This window comes from Emticicia agri (genome assembly GCF_004168285.1).
Taxonomy (GTDB): Bacteria; Bacteroidota; Bacteroidia; order Cytophagales; family Spirosomataceae; genus Emticicia; species Emticicia agri.
On the sequence record NZ_SEWF01000023.1, the window covers coordinates 63,767 to 84,458 of the forward strand.

A 20,692-nucleotide genomic window follows, 5' to 3' on the forward strand; every position below is an offset into this window, starting at 1 on the left:
AAAATCACATGAATAAACTTCTATTAACTGGCTTTTTAGCTCTTTCTAACACTCTTGTATTTGCGCAAAACAAAGAAATTGTCGAAACCAAGAATGCTCCTGTACCTATTGCTCCCTATAGTCAAGGTGTAAAAGCCAATGGAATGCTTTATGTAGCCGGACAAATAGGGCTGAAACCTGAAAACCGCAAATTGGTTGAGGGTGGGGTAGAAGCAGAAACCGTGCAGATTATGGAAAACATTAAAGCTATTGTAGAAGCTGCCGGAGCAAAAATGGAAGATATTGTGAATACCACTATCTATATGAAAGACATTGGCAATTTTGCCAAAGTAAACGAATTATATGGCCAGTATTTCACCGGAAAATTCCCTGCCCGCACCACTATTGGCGTGGCAAATTTACCCGGTGGGGCAAGTATTGAAATTGCTGTAATAGCCGTTTTACCTAAAATTCGTCGAAAATAAGTTACAAAATATCTCAAAAAGGCATTTTTAATGTGAAAGATTAACCTTTTTAGTTATTTTTGTTTATCATTAAGCCCTTCATCATAATTCATGAAAAACACCATTTTTCTGCTCTGTCTTCTGACAAGCGTCGCAGTGTTTGCTCAACAACCTGCTTCTACGCAATACAATGCCAATACTCGTTTTGAGCAGATGGGTACAGAGTTACCAACGCCAAATACCTATCGTACCGCCTCGGGAGCTCCGGGTAAAGATTACTGGCAACAAAAAGCCGACTACGATATTAAAGTAGAATTAGACGACATTAACCAGCGTATTATTGGTACTGAGGTAGTTACTTATACCAACAAATCGCCTGACGAACTGCGTTATATCTGGCTACAACTTGACCAGAATTTATTTGAGAAGACCTCTATCAATGCCATGACAAAAACAGGAGGTATCGAGAATAATCAGATGTCTTTTGGTGCTATTCAGGGTATTAATTCTCCAAGCTCGGTAAGGGCAACCATCACCGGAAATAAAGAATACGGTTATAAAATTACGGTAGTAAAGGATGCCAAAACAGGTGCCGACCTTGTTTATACTATCAACAATACTATGATGCGCATTGAAGTACCTGTACCACTAAAAACAGGTCAGTCGTATGCTTTTCGTATTGACTGGAATTACAATATCACTGAATACTATGGCCGCTCAGGTTTAGAGTATTTTCCGAAAGATGGCAACTATAACTATTTTATTGCACACTGGTTTCCACGTATGGCTGTGTATGATGATGTAAACGGCTGGCAGCATAAACAATTTTTAGGTCAGGGCGAGTTTACCTTGCCTTTTGGTGATTATAAAGTAGAAATTACTGTACCAAATGACCATTTGGTAGCTGCTACTGGCGAGTGCCAGAATTATGATAAAGTGTTATCATCAACCCAATTGAAACGTTGGGAGCAAGCTAAAAACTCAAAAACGCCTGTATTGATTGTAACGCAGGCAGAAGCCGAAGCTGCTGAAAAAGGCAAGCCAACAGGCAAAAAAACCTGGATTTACAAAGCATCAAACGTACGTGATTTCGCCTTTGCCTCTTCTCGTAAATTTATCTGGGATGCTATGCAGACCGATGTGTATAATAATGGCCGCAAAATCTGGTCGATGTCATTCTACTCAAAAGAAGGTAATCCACTTTGGGGACAATACTCAACCAGAGTTGTAGAGCATACCTTAAGAAGCTATGGTAACCGTACTATTCAGTACCCTTATCCGGTAGCTATCTCTTGTCACGCTTCAGGCGGAATGGAGTATCCGATGATTTCATTCAATGGCGGTCGTCCGGAAACTGACGGCACTTATTCTGAACAAACCAAAGCTGGTATGATTGGGGTAATTATTCACGAAGTAGGTCATAACTTCTTCCCGATGATTGTGAATACTGACGAGCGTCAATGGACATGGATGGACGAAGGGCTGAATACTTTCTGCCAGTATCTGGCCGAGCAGGAGTGGGACCGTGATTTTCCTTCCCGCAGAGGTGAGCCACAGTATATTGTGCCTTATATGAAAACAGATAAGTCGCAGTTATCACCTATCATGACCAGTTCAGATAATGTTATTTCTTTAGGACCTAATGCGTATGCTAAACCTGCCACAGGTTTGAATATGCTTCGTGAAACCATCATGGGTCGTGAATTATTTGACTATGCCTTTAAAGAATATGCACGTCGCTGGGCTTTTAAATCGCCACAACCTGCCGACTTCTTCCGTACTTTAGAAGATGCCTCAGGGGTTGATTTAGACTGGTTCTGGAAAGGGTGGTTCTATGGCGTAGAACCTGTTGACCAGGATTTGGCCGAGGTAGAATGGTATGCCATTGATACCCAGGACCCAGTTGCCAAAAAAGCGGCAGATAAAGCAGACTTTGATGCCAAACGTGAGACTTTGAGCAATATCCGTAATAAAACAGATATTAAACAAACCGTAGTAGAAGCTGATTCTACCATGAGAGACTTCTATAACTCTTATGACAGGTTTGCCGTAACCGCTGCCGACAAACAAAAATCAGAGCAGTACAGAGCAAGTTTGTCAGAAGATGAACGTAAACTATTGGAAGCAGGTAAGAACTTTTATGTATTAAAAATCAAGAATAAAGGTGGCTTACCAATGCCTGTTATTATCAAATTAGATTATGAAGACGGTACCAACGAAATTGTAAGAATCCCGGCTGAAATCTGGCGTACAAATGATAAGGAAATCAAGAAAACACTACCCACTACCAAGAAAGTAGCGAAGTTTACGCTTGACCCATTCTATGAAACCGCCGATATTGATACAGCTAATAATTCGTTCCCACGTGAACCGGAAAAACCAAGCAGATTTCAGGCATTCAAACAAAGAGGTTTTCAGCAAGGACCTAACCCTATGCAACAGGCCAAACAAAATCAGCCATCAGGCGTACAAACCAGCGGAAAGAATTAACCCCGTCTTTTTTTTATAAACGATGAAAGCCGAAGAATTTCTTCGGCTTTCGCTTTTTTGGGCGTAATAATAGGCGTACTATTTTCTTAATTTAAATTCGTATGTATAATATTCTACCCTTGTTGACAAAATAAAAAGAATTGTAATCAATCACCCTCATTTACTCTCCTGCTTTCTGATAAAATAAAAAATCCGCAGTAGCTTCTACTGCGGATTCAGAATATCGGTTAAACATTTGTTATTCTACTTTCATCATTTCTTTCGCCATTTTTACAGCATTGTAAGCATTAACAATACCCCCTGTTGACGATAAATCTTCGAACTTGATAATTTCTTTAGAACCCGGCTTATAGATTCTGAAATCAGGTACTTTCACAGAAGATTCTAAGATTATCTTTTTAAGCTGTGCGGCTGTTAGCTCAGGAAAATATGATTTCAACAAAGCCGCTACGCCTGTAGTTGCCGGAGCCGCCATACTCGTACCACTTTTCTCTTCATATTTAGAACCCGGTATAGTTGAATAAATATCTACTCCCGGTGCAAATACATCTACATTCTGCTTTCCGAAGTTACTGAATTCAGCTACGGCATCAGGCGCATTTTTCCATGATAAAGCCCCCACCGAAATCCAGTTTTCTGCTCTTTCCTTGTTTTCATAAGTACCCGTCGGATAATGCACGTCAACGTCCACATCCAGATTATCATTCCCTGCCGCAGCTATTAACAATACACCTTTTGACTGCGCATATTTCACGGCATCATCTACCCATTTTTTCTCAGGCGAATAAGGCTTTCCAAAACTCATATTAATAATCTGTGCCCCATTGTCAGCAGCATAACGAATCGCATTGGCTACATCTTTATCTCTTTCATCACCATCAGGTACAGCACGCACAATCATCAGTTTTACATCATCGGCTACACCCATAATACCCAGGTTATTATTACGGCTGGCACCAATAATACCTGCTACATGTGTACCGTGCATGCCATCAGGGCCTTGTACTTCATTGTTGCCATACTCACCATATTGCAATTTATCGGGTTTGTCGCCAACTACTGTACGAGGGTTATAATCCAGATTATAATTATATTTCAACTCGCTTTCATAATGCTCTACGGCCTCTTTAATATCGTTGCCCGTAGCACCTAATTCCATAAATTTCTCCAGCGTACGTTTAGCTGCTCTTACGGTGCGGTCAACATTATTTTCATCAATTCCTGAGATAGCTTCCTTAGTAAGTGTTTCAACTTTCAGATGATTTTTCAGAATAGTTTCCGACTCTGTGTAGTTTTTATATAGTTGCGCATAAAAAGGCGCATACTGTTCAGCTTCCGCACGTTTTTCGTCATATTCTTTCTGCAATTTGCCCATTAAATCATATTCAACCTGATTTTTGCGAATCAGCTTTTTAGATGGGTCTTTGCCAAATTTATCTTTGTATTTTTTCAACAGGCGGGTAAGTTCAACCTGCTCATGATTTACATCTTGTCCGTCTGCACCTCCCAGAAAATCCCAACCATTAATATCATCGATAAAGCCATTTTTATCATCATCTTTACCATTCCCTGCAATCTCTTTGGTATTTACCCATATTTTATCTTTCAGGTCTTCGTGGTTTACGTCTGTTCCACCATCAATCACAGCTACTACAACTGTTTTAGAGGTTCTGCCTTTCAGTAATTCCTGATAAGCACGCTCTACACTCATGCCACGAACACCGTCTTTTTCAAAGTCAAGATTCTGCCAGTTAGATTTAGTTTTTAATTCTTGTGCATTGGTTTGAAGAAAAAGAAAAGGAGAAAAGCAAAAAGCAAAAATTATTTTTTTCATGTTTAGTTTTTTTGAAATAGAAATCTACGTTCTGTTAAAGTAAATCGGCTTATAGTTAAACCTGTAAACTGCGAAATAAACGAATTGATTCGAATTTTATTTAACCCATAATGGGTTATTTTATTAAATGGAGGGTATAAAGAAACTGTTTGAGTTGAGCTTTTTGAACAAAATAAGGTTAATTCAAACAGTTTATATCTTAGAGTCTGTCTAATGCTTGTCTGAAATCCTCAATTAAATCTTCGATATTTTCGATACCTACCGAAATCCTTAACAGGTTATCGGGGCTGACTGAATGTGCACCCTCTGCCGATTTTCGATGCTCTATTAAAGTCTCAACTCCGCCTAAACTCGTGGCATGCTTCACTAATTTTAATTCCGAGGTTAGTTTAAGGGCAGATTCCTGCCCGCCCTTTACCAGAACAGACATCATTCCCCCAAAACCATTCTTCATCTGTTTTTTGGCTACTTTATGGTACTCGTTAGCTTTTAGTCCCGGATAGTTTACTTTTTCTATCTGAGGGCAACTCTCTAAGAAAGTAGCCAATTTCATGGCGTTTTGCGCATGTACTGGCATACGCACAGCAAAGGTAGCCAGGCTACGGAACAACAACCAGCAGTCGAACGGAGAAGGAATAACACCCCCGGTAGTCTGAAAATTTCTGATTTTAGCTTTCAGGTCTTGTGGCAGGCTTTCATTCACAATAATGCAACCGCTTAGTATATCAGAATGTCCTCCGAAATACTTGGTAGTAGAGTGCATAATGATATCTACACCAAAATCAAAAGGCTTCGTAAAATAGGGGGTTGCCCAGGTATTATCGCAGCCCGTGAGTATATTTTTCGATTGAGCCAGTTTTACTACAGCCTCAATATCAGTTACTTTCAGGCTTGGGTTAGAAGGGCTTTCTATCCAGATAAGTTTTGTGTTTTTTTTAATGGCCTTTCTTATCTGGCTGATGTCTGTCATATCTACAGGTGTACAGGTCATGCCCCAATGTGCATACAGGCTCTCAATCATATATCGGGTACCATAATAAATATCATCGGGCAGAATCACATGACTGTTTGTACCCAATGCATGAAAAATACTCATAGTAGCTGCCTGACCTGAGGAAAATGCGATGGCATCAGTTCCACCCTCCAAAGCTGCCAATTTCTCCTCTAACATCCGTCGGTTAGGGTTAGACGCCCGGGCATAAATATCTCTTCCCTCTACAAAATTTCCATCTTCGGCACGCTCAAAAGTAGTAGAAAGAATAATAGGGGGTACAACTGCTCCGGTAGCAGGTTCACCATGATTTCCGGTATGAATGCTGAGCGTTTCTAATTTCATGTATTATTTTGGAAATGAATTAACCCTTTCTCCCTGCGCAGAGGCTTCTCCATTGTTGGAGGTAAGATGAGGTACTAACCAAACGTTGCGCCGTTGAGATATGATTTGGCTTAAAAAATTTTGAGAGGCACTCTTTATTTTTAATCCATTATTTCGAATATAATATTGTCTTTTACTTTACTGTTTTCTTCATCTACCATCGTATTGATTTCCTTAATCACATCGAAGAAAACAGCTAATTTATCAGCAGGTATTACTTCCTGAATCTTTTTGTTAAAGATAATTACCCCCTCACGTGCAAAGTTTCTTTTTTTCTTGCCTTCTTCTGTCAGATATACCTTTACAAAGCGTTTATCGTCGGCATCTGTCTCTCTGTAAATCCAGCCTTTTTCTTCTAATGTTTTCAGCATTCGGGTCAGGCTTCGGGGTTCCATACCTATCGATGGGCCTATTTTAGTAGCAGGCGTACCTTTTTCTGAATCAATATTCAATAATACATAGCCAATAGCCATAGTTATATCATACTGACTTGCGTAGGCATTATACATGCGAGAAATGGCATGCCAGGCCCATTTTATATGAAAATCTATTGTTTTTTCCTTCCTCATTGGTGTTTGCGCTTCGGGTAACCACAAATGTAGAAAAAAATCAGTATGCAGGCATACGGTTAAGAAAATTATTTTGAGAATGAATTCTTCAATCTGCTTCAGTAGTAATTCTAATGAAATGAGTAAAGTTGGCTTTAATATTTTAAACCACAGAGTTTCACGAAGCGACCGACGCTCGGTTTAGCACGAAGTAACACAGAGTTTAAAAGATAATAATCCGTGCAACTCAGTGTAAAACTTGGTGCTACTCCGTGGTTAATATCTTCAATTAATTAATAGGCTTAATTTTTTAATAGATAAGACAGAACAAAAAAGCGGCTAAGTCCCCTCAGCCGCTTTTTCAATATCAAAATGTAATTTATTCTATCAGGCATTCACTTTCCAAACCCAACCAAAGGTATCTTCTACTTTACCTGTACGAACATCGTTCAGGGCTTTTTTCAATTTCGAAGAAAGAGATTGTTCGGTAATGGCAGGCAATACATAATCTTCACCTTCGTAACCAATGGCTGCAAATGGCGATACCACAACGGCAGTACCTGCGCCAAATACTTCGGTTACAGTGCCATTGCTGATACCTGAAATTACTTCTTCTACTGATACTCTTCTTTCCTCTACTTCAATACCCATTGATTGTGCTAATTTTATCAATGAATCACGGGTAACACCTTTCAGAATAGTGCTGCTTACGGCAGGCGTAACCAGTTTACCATCTATCACGAACATCACGTTCATGGTACCTGATTCTTCAAAATATTTATGTTCAATGGCATCTGTCCACAACAATTGTGTATAACCCTGCTCTTGCGCCAGTTTCGCAGGATACAACGAAGAGGCATAGTTACCTGCACATTTGGCATATCCTACGCCACCCGGTGCTGCACGGATAAATTCAGTCTCTACTTTCACTTTCGGAGGGGTAGAGTAGTATTGACCTGCAGGGCTCATGATAATCATGAATCGATAGTTTTGTGATGGACGAACGCCCAGATACACATCGCTCGAAATCATGAACGGACGTAGATACAATGAATTATCTTCACCTTTTGGTACCCAGGCTGCATCTAAACGCAATAATTCTTCCAACCCACCAATAAAGATTTCTTCCGGTACTTGTGCCATGCACATACGTTCGGCAGAGATATTAAAACGCTGCCAGTTATCTTGCGGACGGAACATTAATACTTCATCGTCATCGTTTTTGAAAGCCTTCATTCCTTCAAAAATGGCTTGTCCGTAATGCAAACTTGCCAGAGCCGGATTATAGCTGATATCACCAAAAGGAAGAATCTTCGGTGTTTGCCATTGTCCATCAATATAGTCAGCCACGAGCATGTGGTCTGTAAAGAGCGAGCCGAATGTAATATTATTAGGGTCAAACTGATGAATTCTGCTTTCTGTAACTGTGGTAACGTCGAAGTTTAATGTCTCTGTCATGATAAACTTTATTAAATATGTACTCAAATAACTATTTCATTTGCGAAACAACAAATAATATACCACATTGTCAAGGAAAAATGCAAAAATAGTTGTTAAGACAAGTTTTTTAATCTCGCTTATACCGTTGCCTCAAAAAACAGGCTGATTCTATACTTATATTTGCTGTTAGTCGCTACTTTTGCGTAAATTATACACCGGGGTTATGTCTGAAACGAACGAAATTAAAGTAGCTGTCGATGCCATTGTGTTTGGGTATCAGCAAAACACATTGTTTGTTTTACTGGTAAAACAGAAGTTCGGACAAATGAAAGGTACCTGGGTATTGCCCGGTGGCTTTGTGCTCAAACATGAGTCGTTAATAGAAGCTGTAACCCGTGAGCTGCAGGAAGAAGCAGGCATACAGGTAAATTATCTGGAGCAGCTTTATACTTTTGGCGATAATATTCATAGAGACCCTCGTTTCAGAGTAATTTCTGTAGCTTATTTTGCTTTGGTGAATCCCAATAACTTTGCGTTGGTAGAGCAGAATGATACCGATGCCGAAGAAGCCCAGTGGTTTGCCATAGACAGAATCCCCAGATTAGGGTACGACCACAACGAGATTATCAAGGTAGCGCATCAGCGAATCAAGAACAAACTGACTTACCAACCCATTGGCTTCGATTTATTAGCCGATGAATTCCCTTTCTCCGACTTAGAGAGTCTTTATACAATCATATTAGAACAAGACATTGACCGTCGCAATTTCAGAAAAAAGATACTGAGCCTTGGTTTTATAGAAGAAACCGATACGCTCGTAGCCAATACCGGAAGCGGTCGCCCTGCCCGATTATTCAGGTTTAATAAAGATACTTATAACCAACTCCTTAGTAAAGGTTTCCATTTCGAAATTAAATTTGCGTAAATTTTACACAAAATATTTTGAGATGTCAGTTTATTATATTTACATTTGCGTAAAAATTACACAAATACATGAAAACGATTAATTTAGATAAAAATTTCAATCCATTTCCTCAATCGGATAGCATCAATTTTGAAGCCTTCACTTTTGCCGGTGGCGAGCCTCATATCAAACTCAAACCGGATTTTGATACCACACAGCCGGTAATGATTACCCACAGACTTAACTCATTTAATGATTTAGGGCTTTTGTGTGTGGCGGTTGATGCCTTAAAGCGAATGAAAGTGAAAGAGCTTAGTGCTTTTATCCCCTACTTTCCGGCAGCCAGACAGGACAGAGTAATGGTAGGTGGTGAACCACTGACAGTAAAAGTATATGCTGATATAATCAACACTTTGCAATTAGATAAAGTAATGGTTTTTGACCCACATTCAGAGGTAACTCCTGCTTTGTTGAACAATTGCGAGGTAATTCCGAACCATGCTTTTATCAAAAAGGTAATTGAAGTAATCGGGAAAGATACTTTACTGGTTTCGCCTGATGGTGGGGCTTTAAAGAAAATCTATAAGGTTTCTGAATATTTAGGAGGCGTTGAGGTAGTAGAATGTTCTAAGAGCCGGGATGTAAAAACAGGTAAACTTTCAGGTTTTAAAGTATATGCCGACGATTTGCAAGGTAAGGATTGCCTGATAGTAGATGACATCTGCGACGGTGGAGCCACCTTTATCGGATTGGCGCAGGAATTAAAAAAGAAAAATGCAGGAAATCTGTATTTAGCCATCAGTCATGGAATATTCAGTAAAGGATTTGCTACCCTGACTCCGGCATTTGAAAAGATATTTACTACTGATTCGGTTAAGAATATTGAAGAGAATGGGGTTAAGCAGATTAGTTTAGGAGACGTTTTAGATAAATAAACAATGAAAAAGATATGCTATTTTATTTCAGGACATGGTAATATCACTTTTGAAGAATGGCTGGAGCATTATAAACCTGTAATAGACCAGGCATTGAAAGAAGATTCTTGCTTCATCATTGGCGATTTCAGAGGGGTTGATACTTTGAGTATGGAGTATTTAAAAGATAAAACGGCTTCTGTTACGATTACTCATTGCTTTTCAAGTGCTCGTTATAAAGTAGATATTGCTGGTCTTTTATCTAACGAATGGAAATATATAGGAGGTTTTGCCAATGACACAGAAAGAGACGCTTATATGACTGAAAATAGCGACATTGACATAGCCTGGATAAGAATCGGAAGAGAGAAAAGTGGAACAGCTAAAAATATTAAAAGAAGACAGAGTAAAATACACACAACGATAAACAACAATGAAATATAGTACAGAAAAGTTGATAGCAAACCAATCAGCAGGTAACAGAAATAAATACCTTTTCTTCTGGGGGCATCAACCGGCTAAAGATGGGAGTATTACCAAAACTTGCTTTAGCCAATGGTGGTTGAGTGCTTTCACAGTAGAGGGAGTTACATACGCAACGGCCGAGCATTGGATGATGGCTAAAAAAGCCCTTTTATTTGAAGACAAAGAAACATTACATAAGATTTTATCAGCCAAATCTCCTGCTGAGGCTAAGAAATTAGGTCGAAAAGTGAAAAATTATCAGGACGAAGTCTGGTTGGCTAATCGATATGCTATTGTAAAAGAGGGTAATCTTCATAAATTCAGTCAGAATCAGGCATTGAAAGATTTTCTTTTAAATACTGCCGATAGAGTAATTGTAGAAGCAAGCCCTGTGGATAGTATCTGGGGAATTGGCATGGCAACAGACCATAAAGACATAGAAAATCCAGAAAAATGGAAAGGCTTAAACCTATTGGGGTTTGCTTTGATGGAAGTTAGAGATGAATTAAGGACACAATGAAAAGCATAAACTATTTAAAAGGCGATGCCACCTTACCAAAAGAGACCGGAAATAAGATTATTGCTCATATATGTAACAATATAGGTGGTTGGGGTAAAGGGTTTGTTCTGGCAATCTCTAAACGTTGGAAAACTCCTGAAACAGCTTATAGAGAATGGCATAAAACAAAAGCAGACTTCAGTTTAGGAAATATTCAGGTGGTTCAGGTAGAAGATGAAATTTTTGTTGCAAATATGCTTGCACAAAGAGGTGTAGGTATTGTAAAAAACCAACCTCCTATTGACTATAACGCCGTTGAATTATGTTTGGCAGAATTAGCTAAAAATGCTCAGGCACTTCAAGCGAGTGTACACATGCCAAGAATAGGTTGCGGTCTGGCAGGTGGAAAATGGGAAGTAATAGAGCCTATTATTGAGAAAACGCTATTGATAAGGGATATAGAAACCTTTATTTACGATTTTGAATGAAATGAATACAACATTATAAAGACCTATTGGTCTAAAAGAATTACAACTGATTATTGATAGTGACTATAAAAAGTTTCCGCCCCGATTAGCATGGCAACCTATCTTTTATCCGGTTCTGAATCAGGCTTATGCTGAACAGATAGCTTTGGAATGGAATACAAATGATGAGTTTTCGGGATATTGTGGCATTGTAACAGCCTTTTCTTTACCAACCGATTATTTACAAAAATATCCTGTACAGAATGTAGGAGCTAAAATTCACGATGAATTATGGGTTCCTGCAGAAGAACTGGAAGAATTTAACAGCCAGATAACAGGTGGCATAGAAATTATACGGGTTTTTGTAGGCACACAATTTAATGCTTCCAAAAATGACGAAGCAACAAAAGTCATAAACTCATGGCAACAATCAGATTAATTAAAGACGATATTACTGTATCAGATACAGATGCTATTGTCAATGCAGCTAACTCATCACTTTTAGGTGGCGGCGGTGTCGATGGAGCCATTCATCGCAAAGGAGGGCCGCAGATTTTAGAAGAATGTATAGCCATCAGAAACCGACAAGGTGGTTGCAAAACAGGCGAAGCTGTTTATACTTCCGGTGGTTTATTGCCTTGCCGTTATGTGATTCATACGGTAGGGCCTATCTGGAATGGGGGGAAAACTAAAGAAAGAGAGCTATTAAAAAATTGCTATCATCATTCGCTGAAAATAGCCAATGAATTGAATGTAGCTACGATTGCTTTTCCTAATATCAGTACCGGAATTTATCATTTCCCAAAAAAGGAAGCAGCCGAAATAGCCATTCAGACAGTACAGGAATTTCTCAGAACAGAAAATAAAACTATTCAGGAAGTAGTTTTTGTCTGTTTTGATGAAGAGAATTATGAAATATATAAAACTTTACTTGATAAGAAAAAATGACTATAGAAAACAAAAAAACATTCTTATTATTTCTTGAAGAATTTGCTGACACAAGAAATACAAAAATTTATCGTGGAGTCAGCAGTAATAAATATAAGCTCATTCCAAGCATTGGTAGAGATAAATATAAGACCAATGATAGGTATTTAACAGAAAAGGATGAAGACTTAATTTTTAGATATTTTAAACAAAGGGCGCAACCTTATTTATCTAAAAATTATGACGATATGAATTTACTAGCAATTGCTCAACATCATGGTTTACCGACAAGATTATTGGATTGGACATTTAATCCTTTAGCAGCCACATATTTTGCCGTAGAAAAAGAAATTATCCAACCTAACGACCCTTCAAAGAGGATAGAACACAGTTTAATCTATATTTATAATAAATCATTTAACGCATTTATCAATAAATCTTTTAAAACTATAAAGGTTGATAAAGTTGAATTTTTCATACCCAACTTTAATGATGATAGAATAATTAATCAAAATGGATTATTTACGATTCATCCTTATCCATGGATAGAAGAATATAATTCTCCTGATTTATCAACGGTTATCATTGATTTAAGTTATAGAAGAGAATTAAGAAAACTTCTTAATAGAATGGGGGTAAATCAAGCTACTATATATCCAGGATTAGATGGAATAGCAGGACACATTAAATGGATGGAAACTAACTATTACTAACTTCAGAATTAGATATTCGATTTATAAGAATGGGTAAAAATAAATCTATATTAGTGTGTCCGCAAACCAACAAATAAAAAATCGTTCATATTCTTAGCCTTATTCATTATTATAATTTATTTACTGCTTAGTTTTAAAATCGAATACAAAATGACAGAAGAACATAAAAAAACCATCAGCAAATTTCTCAGTCTGGTGCTCAGGCATCAGCCACAGGAAATTGGTTTGATACTCAACGAAAACGGCTGGGCTGAGGTGGCAGAATTGATGCAGAAATCAGCCAAAAAAGGCAGACGTTTTTCAATAGAAGAATTGGAAGAAATTGTAGGCACCAACGATAAAAAGCGTTTTTCTTTTAACGAAGACAAAACCATGATTCGGGCAAATCAGGGGCACTCGGTAGAAATAGATTTGGCATTGCAACCTGTTACGCCACCCGATGTACTGTATCATGGTACTGCTGAAAAGAATCTGGGTTCTATTCTTGAAAAGGGTATAGAGAAAATGAGCCGCCAACATGTGCATTTGAGTCAGGACAGAGAAACCGCCTTTAAAGTGGGGTCAAGACATGGCAAGCCTGTGATATTGACTATCAATACAGCTCAGATGCACTTGAATGGTTTACTATTTTATCAGTCAGACAATGGTGTCTGGCTTACTGATTCGGTAGCTACGCAATACATACAACTATGAAACCGAGAACTTTAGTAGTAGGCGATATACATGGCGGCTTGAAAGGATTAAAACAAGTACTGGAAAGAGCCGCCGTAACCGAACAGGATACCCTCATTTTTTTAGGTGATTACGTAGATGGCTGGAGTGAGTCTGCACAGGTTATTCAGTTTCTGATAGAATTAGACAAAAAGCAGAACTGCATTTTCATTAAGGGCAATCATGATAGCTGGTGTGAAGATTGGTTAAGAGAGGGGCAATTAGACAAAACATGGTTTTTTCATGGCGGACAATCGACAGTTAAAAGTTATGAACTTATTGAAGATATTGAACGGGAAGTGCATCTTAATTTCTTTGAATGGATGAATCTCTATTATGTAGATGAGCAAAACAGGCTCTTTGTTCATGCAGGGTTTACTTCTATGCATGGCCCGGCATCTGAGTTTCATCAGTCTAATTTCAAATGGGACAGAACACTTTGGGAAATGGCTCTGACGATGGATAAACACATCAGAAAAGACTCAAAATTGTATCCTAAAAGACTATTACACTTTAAAGAAATCTATATCGGCCATACCCCTACACTTAACTATGATATGACCGTCCCGATGAATGGGTGCAATGTCTGGAATATAGATACAGGGGCTGCCTTTACCGGAAGTCTGACTATGATGGATATAGATACAAAAGAATACTGGCAAAGCGACCCTTTACCAGATCTGTATCCGAACGAAAAAGGAAGAAACAAATAAATTTTATATAACAATAGCTATGAATCCTTTATTATTAACCGATGGCTACAAAGTAGATCATCGCAGACAATACCCCACAGGTACTACTTTAGTATATTCAAACTGGACTCCCAGAAAAAGCAGAATCGAGGATATCCATGAAGTGGTGTTTTTTGGCTTACAGTATTTTCTGAAAAAATATATCATCGAAGATTTTACGAACCACTTTTTTAATCAGCCTAAAGAAGTAGTAGTGAAACAATATGCCCGCTTTATTAATAATTATTTAGGCGAAAATCAGGTAGGTACTAAGCATATTGAGGCGCTACATGATTTAGGCTATATACCCATGGTGTTTAAGGCATTACCCGAGGGTGTAAGTGTGCCTGTAAGGGTACCTATGTTTACGATGTATAATACTTTACCTGAGTTTTTCTGGTTGACAAACTATTTTGAAACCTTGCTTTCAACGGCTATCTGGGTACCTTGTACTTCGGCGACCATAGCCAAACAATACCGTAAGATTTTAGATAAATATGCACAGGAAACCTCATCAGTACCTGAGTTTGTCGACTGGCAGGCACATGATTTTTCGATGCGTGGCATGGGCGGCATTGAAGCCAGCGTTACTTCTGGTGGTGGACATTTATTGAGTTTTACGGGTACTGATACCATTCCGACTTTGCAGTTTTTGGAGACATATTACAATGCCAACTCAGATACCGAGCTTATTGGAGGTTCTGTAGCTGCGACCGAACACTCTGTGATGTGTATGGGTACCAACGAGGGTGAATCTGAGACTTTCAAACGCCTGATTACAGAGATATATCCGAAAGGGATTGTATCAATTGTATCTGATACCTGGGATTTATGGAAAGTACTGACCGAATATTTACCTGACCTGAAAGAAGAAATTACTAACAGAGAAGGGAAAGTAGTGATTCGCCCCGATTCAGGCGACCCTGTGGATATTATCTGTGGTAATCCTGATGGAAAAACCATTAAAGAAAAGAAAGGGGTAATAGAGTTGCTTTGGGATACTTTTGGCGGCACAACCAATGCCAAAGGCTATCAAGAATTAATTCCTCAAATCGGGGCTATTTATGGCGATAGTATCACGATTGACAGAGCCACGCAAATCTGTGAAAGACTCAAGCAAAAAGGCTTTGCCTCAACTAATGTGGTGTTAGGCATTGGCTCTTATACTTACCAGTATAATACACGTGATACCTTTGGTTTTGCCATGAAAGCCACTTATGGGGAAGTAAACGGTGAGGGCAGAGAGATTTATAAAGACCCAGTTACTGACGATGGCACGAAGAAATCAGCCAAAGGACTAATCCAGATTTATAAAGACCCAAGCGGCCATTTTCAGTTAAAAGACCAATGTACATGGGAAGAAGAAAAACAAGGTGAGTTAAGAGAGGTTTTCAGAGATGGCAAATTGTTGATTGATGATTCATTGGCTGATATTCGGAAAAGAATAAAAGCCTAATAAAAAATTCATGTATTGCTGATTTCACCGAATGAATTCGGTGTCTAAAATAACAAAGGAAATATTTATTATGTGAGCCGGACTTAAGTCCGGCAATGTATGAAAAAAATACCTTTGTTATCTTAGACGGCGAATTCATTCGCTGTTATTTAAATTGCCCTATCTTTCAATCAATTGTATATTTGTCTCCAGAAACACATACCAATAACTCAATGAAAAAACTCCAATACCTGTTCCTTTTAACTCTCGTTGTTGTATTAAATGCCTGTGACAGTAGTACCAGTGAAAAAGACAAAGCCCCATCAAACATAGTAGGACATTGGCTGAATAAAGAATATTTAGATGCTCTTGCCAGTACACAATCTCCACAAACGGTGGCTGACAATATTCCGTTTTATACCACAGAATTTCTTTTCAACAATCACACGCCTGATTCAATTACGGTTTTTAACGGTCAGGTAGAAACTACTACGCTACCCTTTAAAAGAAGTGGAGATACCTTACGCCTGAAACTGAATCTTGACCCTGAAACCGAAATCATTTATAATCCTGCAACCAAAACACTATCTTATGTAGATAAGGCTCTGAATAGGGTTTATACCTTTGTCAGAGCCGATAGCAGCCTGATTGATAAAACGTACAGCCCAGCTATTGCTTTCCCTACTGCCGTTAATAAAACTCTGTTAGAAGGTTCATGGAATATGGTAGAGGGAACATCTCCTGCCAAAGTTGTTCAGTTCGACCGTTTCGGGCAGATTAAAGGGTGGGACAAGTACCTTACTTATACCATTTGTGTCAATGGTGATTGTGCGGCCAACGAAAGCGGCGACCTGATTATTCTGAATAACAAAGGAACAGCAGACCAGTATGGTTTCCGTTCTAAAAACGATACTCTTACTCTTTTTCAACTCAATCAGATTAACGACCCCGACGAAAAACCTGTCTATCAGCACGGTCAGCCTCTGCTGTTTTTAGTCCGTAAAAAATAAACCTCATTGTATTCCAAAAAAAATCAATAGTATGCTTGCATAATATTTTTAAAATTCTTTATCTTTGTAACAGTATGCACGCATAACAATTGCGTCAACTTCTGATTCTGACAAATTTTACTATTAATACTATGGTAGCAACTGAAAATAAAGCCTCTATCAAAGGCGGAGAATTCTTGATAAAAGATGTAGAAGCACATCAGATTTTCATTCCGGAAGAGTTTTCAGAAGAACAACTCATGATTGCTGAAACCTGTCGCGATTTCTTGCGTACAGAAATCCACCCAAGACTGAATGAGATTGATAATGCCAAATCACCCGAATTGATGTCGTCTTTAATGTCTAAAGCAGGAGCTTTAGGGTTATTGGGCACAGCAGTACCGGAAGAGTACGGCGGATTTGGTATGAATTTCAATACTTCTATGCTCGTAGCTGAGGCTTTGGGTCAGGGACATTCATTTTCAGTGGCACAATCAGCCCATACAGGTATTGGTACTTTGCCTATCGTTTATTATGGTAACGAAGAGCAAAAAGCCAAATATCTTCCATTATTAGCCACAGGCGAGTGGAAAGCTGCTTACTGCTTAACAGAACCGGATTCGGGTTCTGATGCTAATTCGGGCAAAGCGAAAGCTGTTTTATCGGCAGATGGTAAACACTATATTATTAACGGACAAAAAATGTGGATTACCAACGGTGGTTTCGCTGATTTGTTTATTGTTTTTGCCAAAATAGACGATGACAAAAACTTAACAGCCTTCATTATCGAAAAAACTACTGATGGAATCACCATGAATGAGCCTGAGCATAAATTAGGTATCAAAGGCTCTGATACCCGTCAGATTTTCTTCAACGATTGCCACGTGCCTGTAGAAAATATGCTTTCGAGCCGTGGTAATGGTTTCAAGATTGCTGTAAATATACTGAATATCGGTCGTATCAAATTAGGTATTGCTGTCATTGGTGGTTCTAAAGGTTCGTTAGGCCATGCCATTAATTACGCCAACGAGCGCAAACAATTTGGTGTTTCTATTGCTACTTTCGGGGCTATTAAATATAAATTAGCTGAAATGGCTACCCGTATTTTTGCTTCTGAATCTGCCAACTACAGAGCCGGACAAAACATTGATGATGCCATAGAAGACTTAAAAAAACAAGGTCTGAACGATGCCGAAGCAAAGCTGAAAGCACTGGAACAATTCTCTATTGAATGTGCCATTATGAAAGTGCATAGCTCTGAGGTATTGGATTATACTGTTGATGAAAGTTTACAGGTATATGGCGGTATGGGTTATTCGGCAGATGCACCCATGGAGCGTGCCTACCGTGATGCCCGTATTAACCGTATTTTTGAAGGCACCAACGAAATCAACCGTATGTTGATTGTAGATATGCTTTTGAAACGTGCGATGAAGGGAGAAATAGACCTGATGTCTCCGGCAATGGCTGTTGCGAAAGAAATTATGTCGATTCCTGATTTTGGTGCTTCTGACGACGACAGCTTGTTTGCTGCAGAAAAGAAAGTATTGAAAAACCTGAAAAAAGCTGCTTTAATGGTAGCAGGTGCGGCAGTACAGAAATTCATGATGTCGCTTTCGAGTGAGCAGGAAATTCTGATGAATGTGGCTGATATGGCTATCGAAATCTACGTAGCAGAATCAACTTTACTGAGAGTAGAAAAACTGATTGGCATTAAAGGTGAAAGTGCGGTTGCCTTACACAAAGATATGGCTATGATTTACCTACATGAGGCCGTATCAAGAGTAAATAATGCAGGTCGTGAAGCCATTACTTCATTTGCCGAAGGTGATGAACTCAGAGTGATGCTGATGGGCTTGAAACGTTTTACAAAAATTGAACCATTTAACCTCAAAAATGCACGCCGCAGAGTAGCAGAAGCCATGATTGAGGAGAATAAATATATATTCTAAAGATTTTAAAGCTCAAATAATCAATAACTAAGAACCAACAAACCGTCTTTCTGTTTTGGAAGACGGTTTTTTATTGGCTACTTTCTTCATATAAACTATTAGCTAACTGTATATGAATTAATTGTACTCATTTTGCCTGAGAAATGTTTTATCGGATTACCTTTATTCATCATTTTAATTAATTCCGATATTAATATACTTGCACCAAAAAGCCCAACAAAAGGTGTTGAAATACCTACATTTGTTAAAATTCCACAACCGCCTTTTTCCTCAACCATTCTATATAGGTTTTCATGTAGAATCTCGTTGCTTGTCTGATTTTCTTGCCATATATCAGATGGTTTTCTTTGAGAAAGAGTCAAATTTCTAAAAGTAAAAGAGTCAAAATTTATTAACTTACCATTTGTAGCTCCATCTAAGCAAATTTTAAATCTATCTGTGTCAATTTTTTGTCTGGACTGAATATTATCAAGACCAGTAAGCAGAACTTCAAAGTCTTTTAATGATTCATCTTGTTGGTCAGATTCGATAAATTTTTTTTCCATAATTATAGAATCAACACCAACTTTTTCTAAAAATTCAGCACATATTCTTGCCTTACTTTTATTTATTTGACTTTCAAAACTTAAGATTTGAGCACCCAAATTTTCAATACCTAATTTATCATAGTCTTGAAGCAGTATCTCGTAATCTTGTTTAGATTTAAGCAGGGATATAATCCATAAATATGCCTGCCCAAGATGGCCTAACCCAACTGACCAAATTTTTGAAGGTAAATATATTTTTTCAGGCCCCTCTCCATTACTACTATGCCAGTCTAATTCTAAAGAATTATTCCATAAAGAATATCCAAAAGACTCTTTATATTGATCTTCTGTTATAAAATATGTTCTATTGAAAGCCCAAAATATTGCATAAGCACTCGCAAGGCATGCACCTAAAGAAATACTATTACCTATACTTTTTAATTCAATTATTTCAGAATTATATATATTTAGCCCTCCTTGCCAATTAGAACAAACTAATTCTGCTTCATTTTTAGCTAATGGATGTTTACCAAAAAGAATCTTAGGTATTTCAGCATTTTTTTGGCTTACCTTATTTAAAGGAAAAAAACCTTCGAGTACTTCTATAAATGTCTCTTTTTCAAACTTTAAAAGATTAGGAATATCTTCAGGCATATTACATATTACTCCGCCCTTGAAAACTCTGTTAGCTATATTATAACAAGTTAAAAATGCGACCTGTAAATGATAAGAACTTTTTACTCTTTCAGTTGTCTCTAATACTACCTGATGTTTACTAAGTAATTCTTTGGCATTCTCTAAAGAAATATTATTCTTTTCAGCTAATGCAATTACAACCCTATCTACTTGATTAATATCTATTTTCATATAAGTACTATTTTAAGCGGAAAATCCCTATTATCTAAAGTTCTCCATTTATAAGAACCTTCATATAAGTAAGCACTACAACCTTTTGGCATTAAAAACTTATTTAATGCGTAATCAGGCGCAATAAAAGCAACATGTCCTTTTAAACGTACCATTGGATGTGCTTTATCAGAATCACTTTGCTTAGTACTAAATCCTATAGGATGTGTATGAATATCGGCTAAAACCTCACCTTTAAAATCCTTCAACATTTCGGCAAGTTTTCCATGACCCAAACCATCGAATTCTATAATCCCAGATTTAAAGACATTAGGGTCTAATTCATCATAAAATATAATTTTTGAAATTTTTGTAGATCCTATTTTCCCTATTAAAAAAGCACCACTTTCTCTAATTCCCTGCCCACGTTTCCTTAAACCTATCGTGAGGTACAACCATTTATAAAATGAAATTCTCATATT

At 38.0% G+C, this 20,692-nt stretch carries 21 protein-coding genes; 15 read left to right on the top strand and 6 right to left on the bottom strand.

Translation table 11 applies throughout. The annotated features are described in order from the left end of the window. Window positions 1–8 precede the first annotated feature (8 nt). Entirely contained in the window at window positions 9–464 is a 456-nt protein-coding gene (locus EWM59_RS16010; RefSeq protein ID WP_130022239.1) for a RidA family protein, read from the top strand. 90 nt (window positions 465–554) lie between these two features. After that, window positions 555–2,933 (top strand): M1 family metallopeptidase, encoded by a 2,379-nt coding sequence (locus tag EWM59_RS16015; protein WP_130022240.1) that lies wholly within the window; start codon window positions 555–557, stop codon window positions 2,931–2,933. A 238-nt stretch (window positions 2,934–3,171) separates the two neighbouring features. Here the strand turns inward: EWM59_RS16015 and EWM59_RS16020 are convergent, their stop codons facing one another. The 4 genes from EWM59_RS16020 to EWM59_RS16035 form a co-directional block, all read right to left on the bottom strand. Further along, window positions 3,172–4,767: a S8 family peptidase gene (locus tag EWM59_RS16020; protein WP_130022241.1), complete on the bottom strand. Its 1,596-nt coding sequence runs from the start codon at window positions 4,765–4,767 to the stop codon at window positions 3,172–3,174. Window positions 4,768–4,966: 199 nt separating this feature from the next. Continuing rightward, window positions 4,967–6,103: a trans-sulfuration enzyme family protein gene (locus EWM59_RS16025; RefSeq protein WP_130022242.1), complete on the bottom strand. Its 1,137-nt coding sequence runs from the start codon at window positions 6,101–6,103 to the stop codon at window positions 4,967–4,969. 140 nt (window positions 6,104–6,243) lie between these two features. Then, window positions 6,244–6,711 carry a MarR family winged helix-turn-helix transcriptional regulator gene (locus tag EWM59_RS16030; protein WP_130022243.1) on the bottom strand — a complete coding sequence of 156 codons (468 nt, stop codon included), beginning with the start codon at window positions 6,709–6,711 and terminating at the stop codon, window positions 6,244–6,246. A gap of 366 nt (window positions 6,712–7,077) precedes the next feature. After that, the gene (locus EWM59_RS16035; RefSeq protein WP_374755950.1) at window positions 7,078–8,151 is read right to left on the bottom strand and encodes a branched-chain amino acid aminotransferase; all 1,074 of its coding nucleotides are present in this window, start codon (window positions 8,149–8,151) and stop codon (window positions 7,078–7,080) included. 202 nt (window positions 8,152–8,353) lie between these two features. Between EWM59_RS16035 and EWM59_RS16040 the strand changes: the two genes are divergently transcribed. From EWM59_RS16040 to EWM59_RS16100, 13 genes are all read left to right on the top strand, one after another. Then, on the top strand, window positions 8,354–9,055 hold the full coding sequence (locus tag EWM59_RS16040; RefSeq protein ID WP_130022245.1) for an NUDIX hydrolase: 702 nt from the start codon (window positions 8,354–8,356) through the stop codon (window positions 9,053–9,055). 68 nt (window positions 9,056–9,123) lie between these two features. Next, on the top strand, window positions 9,124–9,969 hold the full coding sequence (prs, locus tag EWM59_RS16045) for a ribose-phosphate diphosphokinase (protein WP_130022246.1): 846 nt from the start codon (window positions 9,124–9,126) through the stop codon (window positions 9,967–9,969). A 3-nt stretch (window positions 9,970–9,972) separates the two neighbouring features. Continuing rightward, complete coding sequence (locus EWM59_RS16050) at window positions 9,973–10,392, top strand: hypothetical protein (protein ID WP_207219996.1); 420 nt, start codon at window positions 9,973–9,975, stop codon at window positions 10,390–10,392. Then, a complete protein-coding gene (gene ybiA, locus EWM59_RS16055) occupies window positions 10,382–10,933 on the top strand; it encodes a riboflavin biosynthesis intermediates N-glycosidase (protein WP_130022247.1) in 552 nt (183 codons plus the stop codon). The genes EWM59_RS16050 and ybiA overlap by 11 nt, the downstream gene beginning before the upstream one ends. Further along, complete coding sequence (locus EWM59_RS16060; RefSeq protein ID WP_130022248.1) at window positions 10,930–11,400, top strand: macro domain-containing protein; 471 nt, start codon at window positions 10,930–10,932, stop codon at window positions 11,398–11,400. Before ybiA ends, EWM59_RS16060 begins: the two co-directional genes overlap by 4 nt. A 145-nt stretch (window positions 11,401–11,545) precedes the next feature. Then, entirely contained in the window at window positions 11,546–11,818 is a 273-nt protein-coding gene (locus EWM59_RS16065; RefSeq protein ID WP_207219997.1) for a hypothetical protein, read from the top strand. After that, window positions 11,800–12,327, top strand: a complete 528-nt coding sequence (locus EWM59_RS16070; protein WP_130022249.1) for an O-acetyl-ADP-ribose deacetylase — start codon at window positions 11,800–11,802, stop codon at window positions 12,325–12,327. Before EWM59_RS16065 ends, EWM59_RS16070 begins: the two co-directional genes overlap by 19 nt. Then, window positions 12,324–13,019 carry an FRG domain-containing protein gene (locus tag EWM59_RS16075; protein WP_130022250.1) on the top strand — a complete coding sequence of 232 codons (696 nt, stop codon included), beginning with the start codon at window positions 12,324–12,326 and terminating at the stop codon, window positions 13,017–13,019. The genes EWM59_RS16070 and EWM59_RS16075 overlap by 4 nt, the downstream gene beginning before the upstream one ends. A 150-nt stretch (window positions 13,020–13,169) precedes the next feature. Next, complete coding sequence (locus tag EWM59_RS16080) at window positions 13,170–13,712, top strand: RNA 2'-phosphotransferase (RefSeq protein WP_130022251.1); 543 nt, start codon at window positions 13,170–13,172, stop codon at window positions 13,710–13,712. Then, entirely contained in the window at window positions 13,709–14,443 is a 735-nt protein-coding gene (locus EWM59_RS16085; protein ID WP_130022252.1) for a metallophosphoesterase family protein, read from the top strand. Before EWM59_RS16080 ends, EWM59_RS16085 begins: the two co-directional genes overlap by 4 nt. Window positions 14,444–14,462: 19 nt before the next feature. Further along, a complete protein-coding gene (locus tag EWM59_RS16090) occupies window positions 14,463–15,917 on the top strand; it encodes a nicotinate phosphoribosyltransferase (RefSeq protein ID WP_130022253.1) in 1,455 nt (484 codons plus the stop codon). A 212-nt stretch (window positions 15,918–16,129) separates the two neighbouring features. Then, window positions 16,130–16,906 (top strand): hypothetical protein, encoded by a 777-nt coding sequence (locus EWM59_RS16095; protein WP_130022254.1) that lies wholly within the window; start codon window positions 16,130–16,132, stop codon window positions 16,904–16,906. Between the two features lie 131 nt (window positions 16,907–17,037). Then, complete coding sequence (locus EWM59_RS16100) at window positions 17,038–18,837, top strand: acyl-CoA dehydrogenase FadE (protein ID WP_130022255.1); 1,800 nt, start codon at window positions 17,038–17,040, stop codon at window positions 18,835–18,837. A 98-nt stretch (window positions 18,838–18,935) separates the two neighbouring features. Here the strand turns inward: EWM59_RS16100 and EWM59_RS16105 are convergent, their stop codons facing one another. Together EWM59_RS16105 and EWM59_RS16110 are read right to left on the bottom strand one after the other, a co-directional pair. Continuing rightward, window positions 18,936–20,231: a BilD N-terminal domain-containing protein gene (locus EWM59_RS16105; RefSeq protein WP_130022256.1), complete on the bottom strand. Its 1,296-nt coding sequence runs from the start codon at window positions 20,229–20,231 to the stop codon at window positions 18,936–18,938. Beyond that, a complete protein-coding gene (locus EWM59_RS16110; RefSeq protein ID WP_130022257.1) occupies window positions 20,228–20,689 on the bottom strand; it encodes an MPN domain-containing protein in 462 nt (153 codons plus the stop codon). Before EWM59_RS16110 ends, EWM59_RS16105 begins: the two co-directional genes overlap by 4 nt. Between the last annotated feature and the right edge of the window lie 3 nt (window positions 20,690–20,692).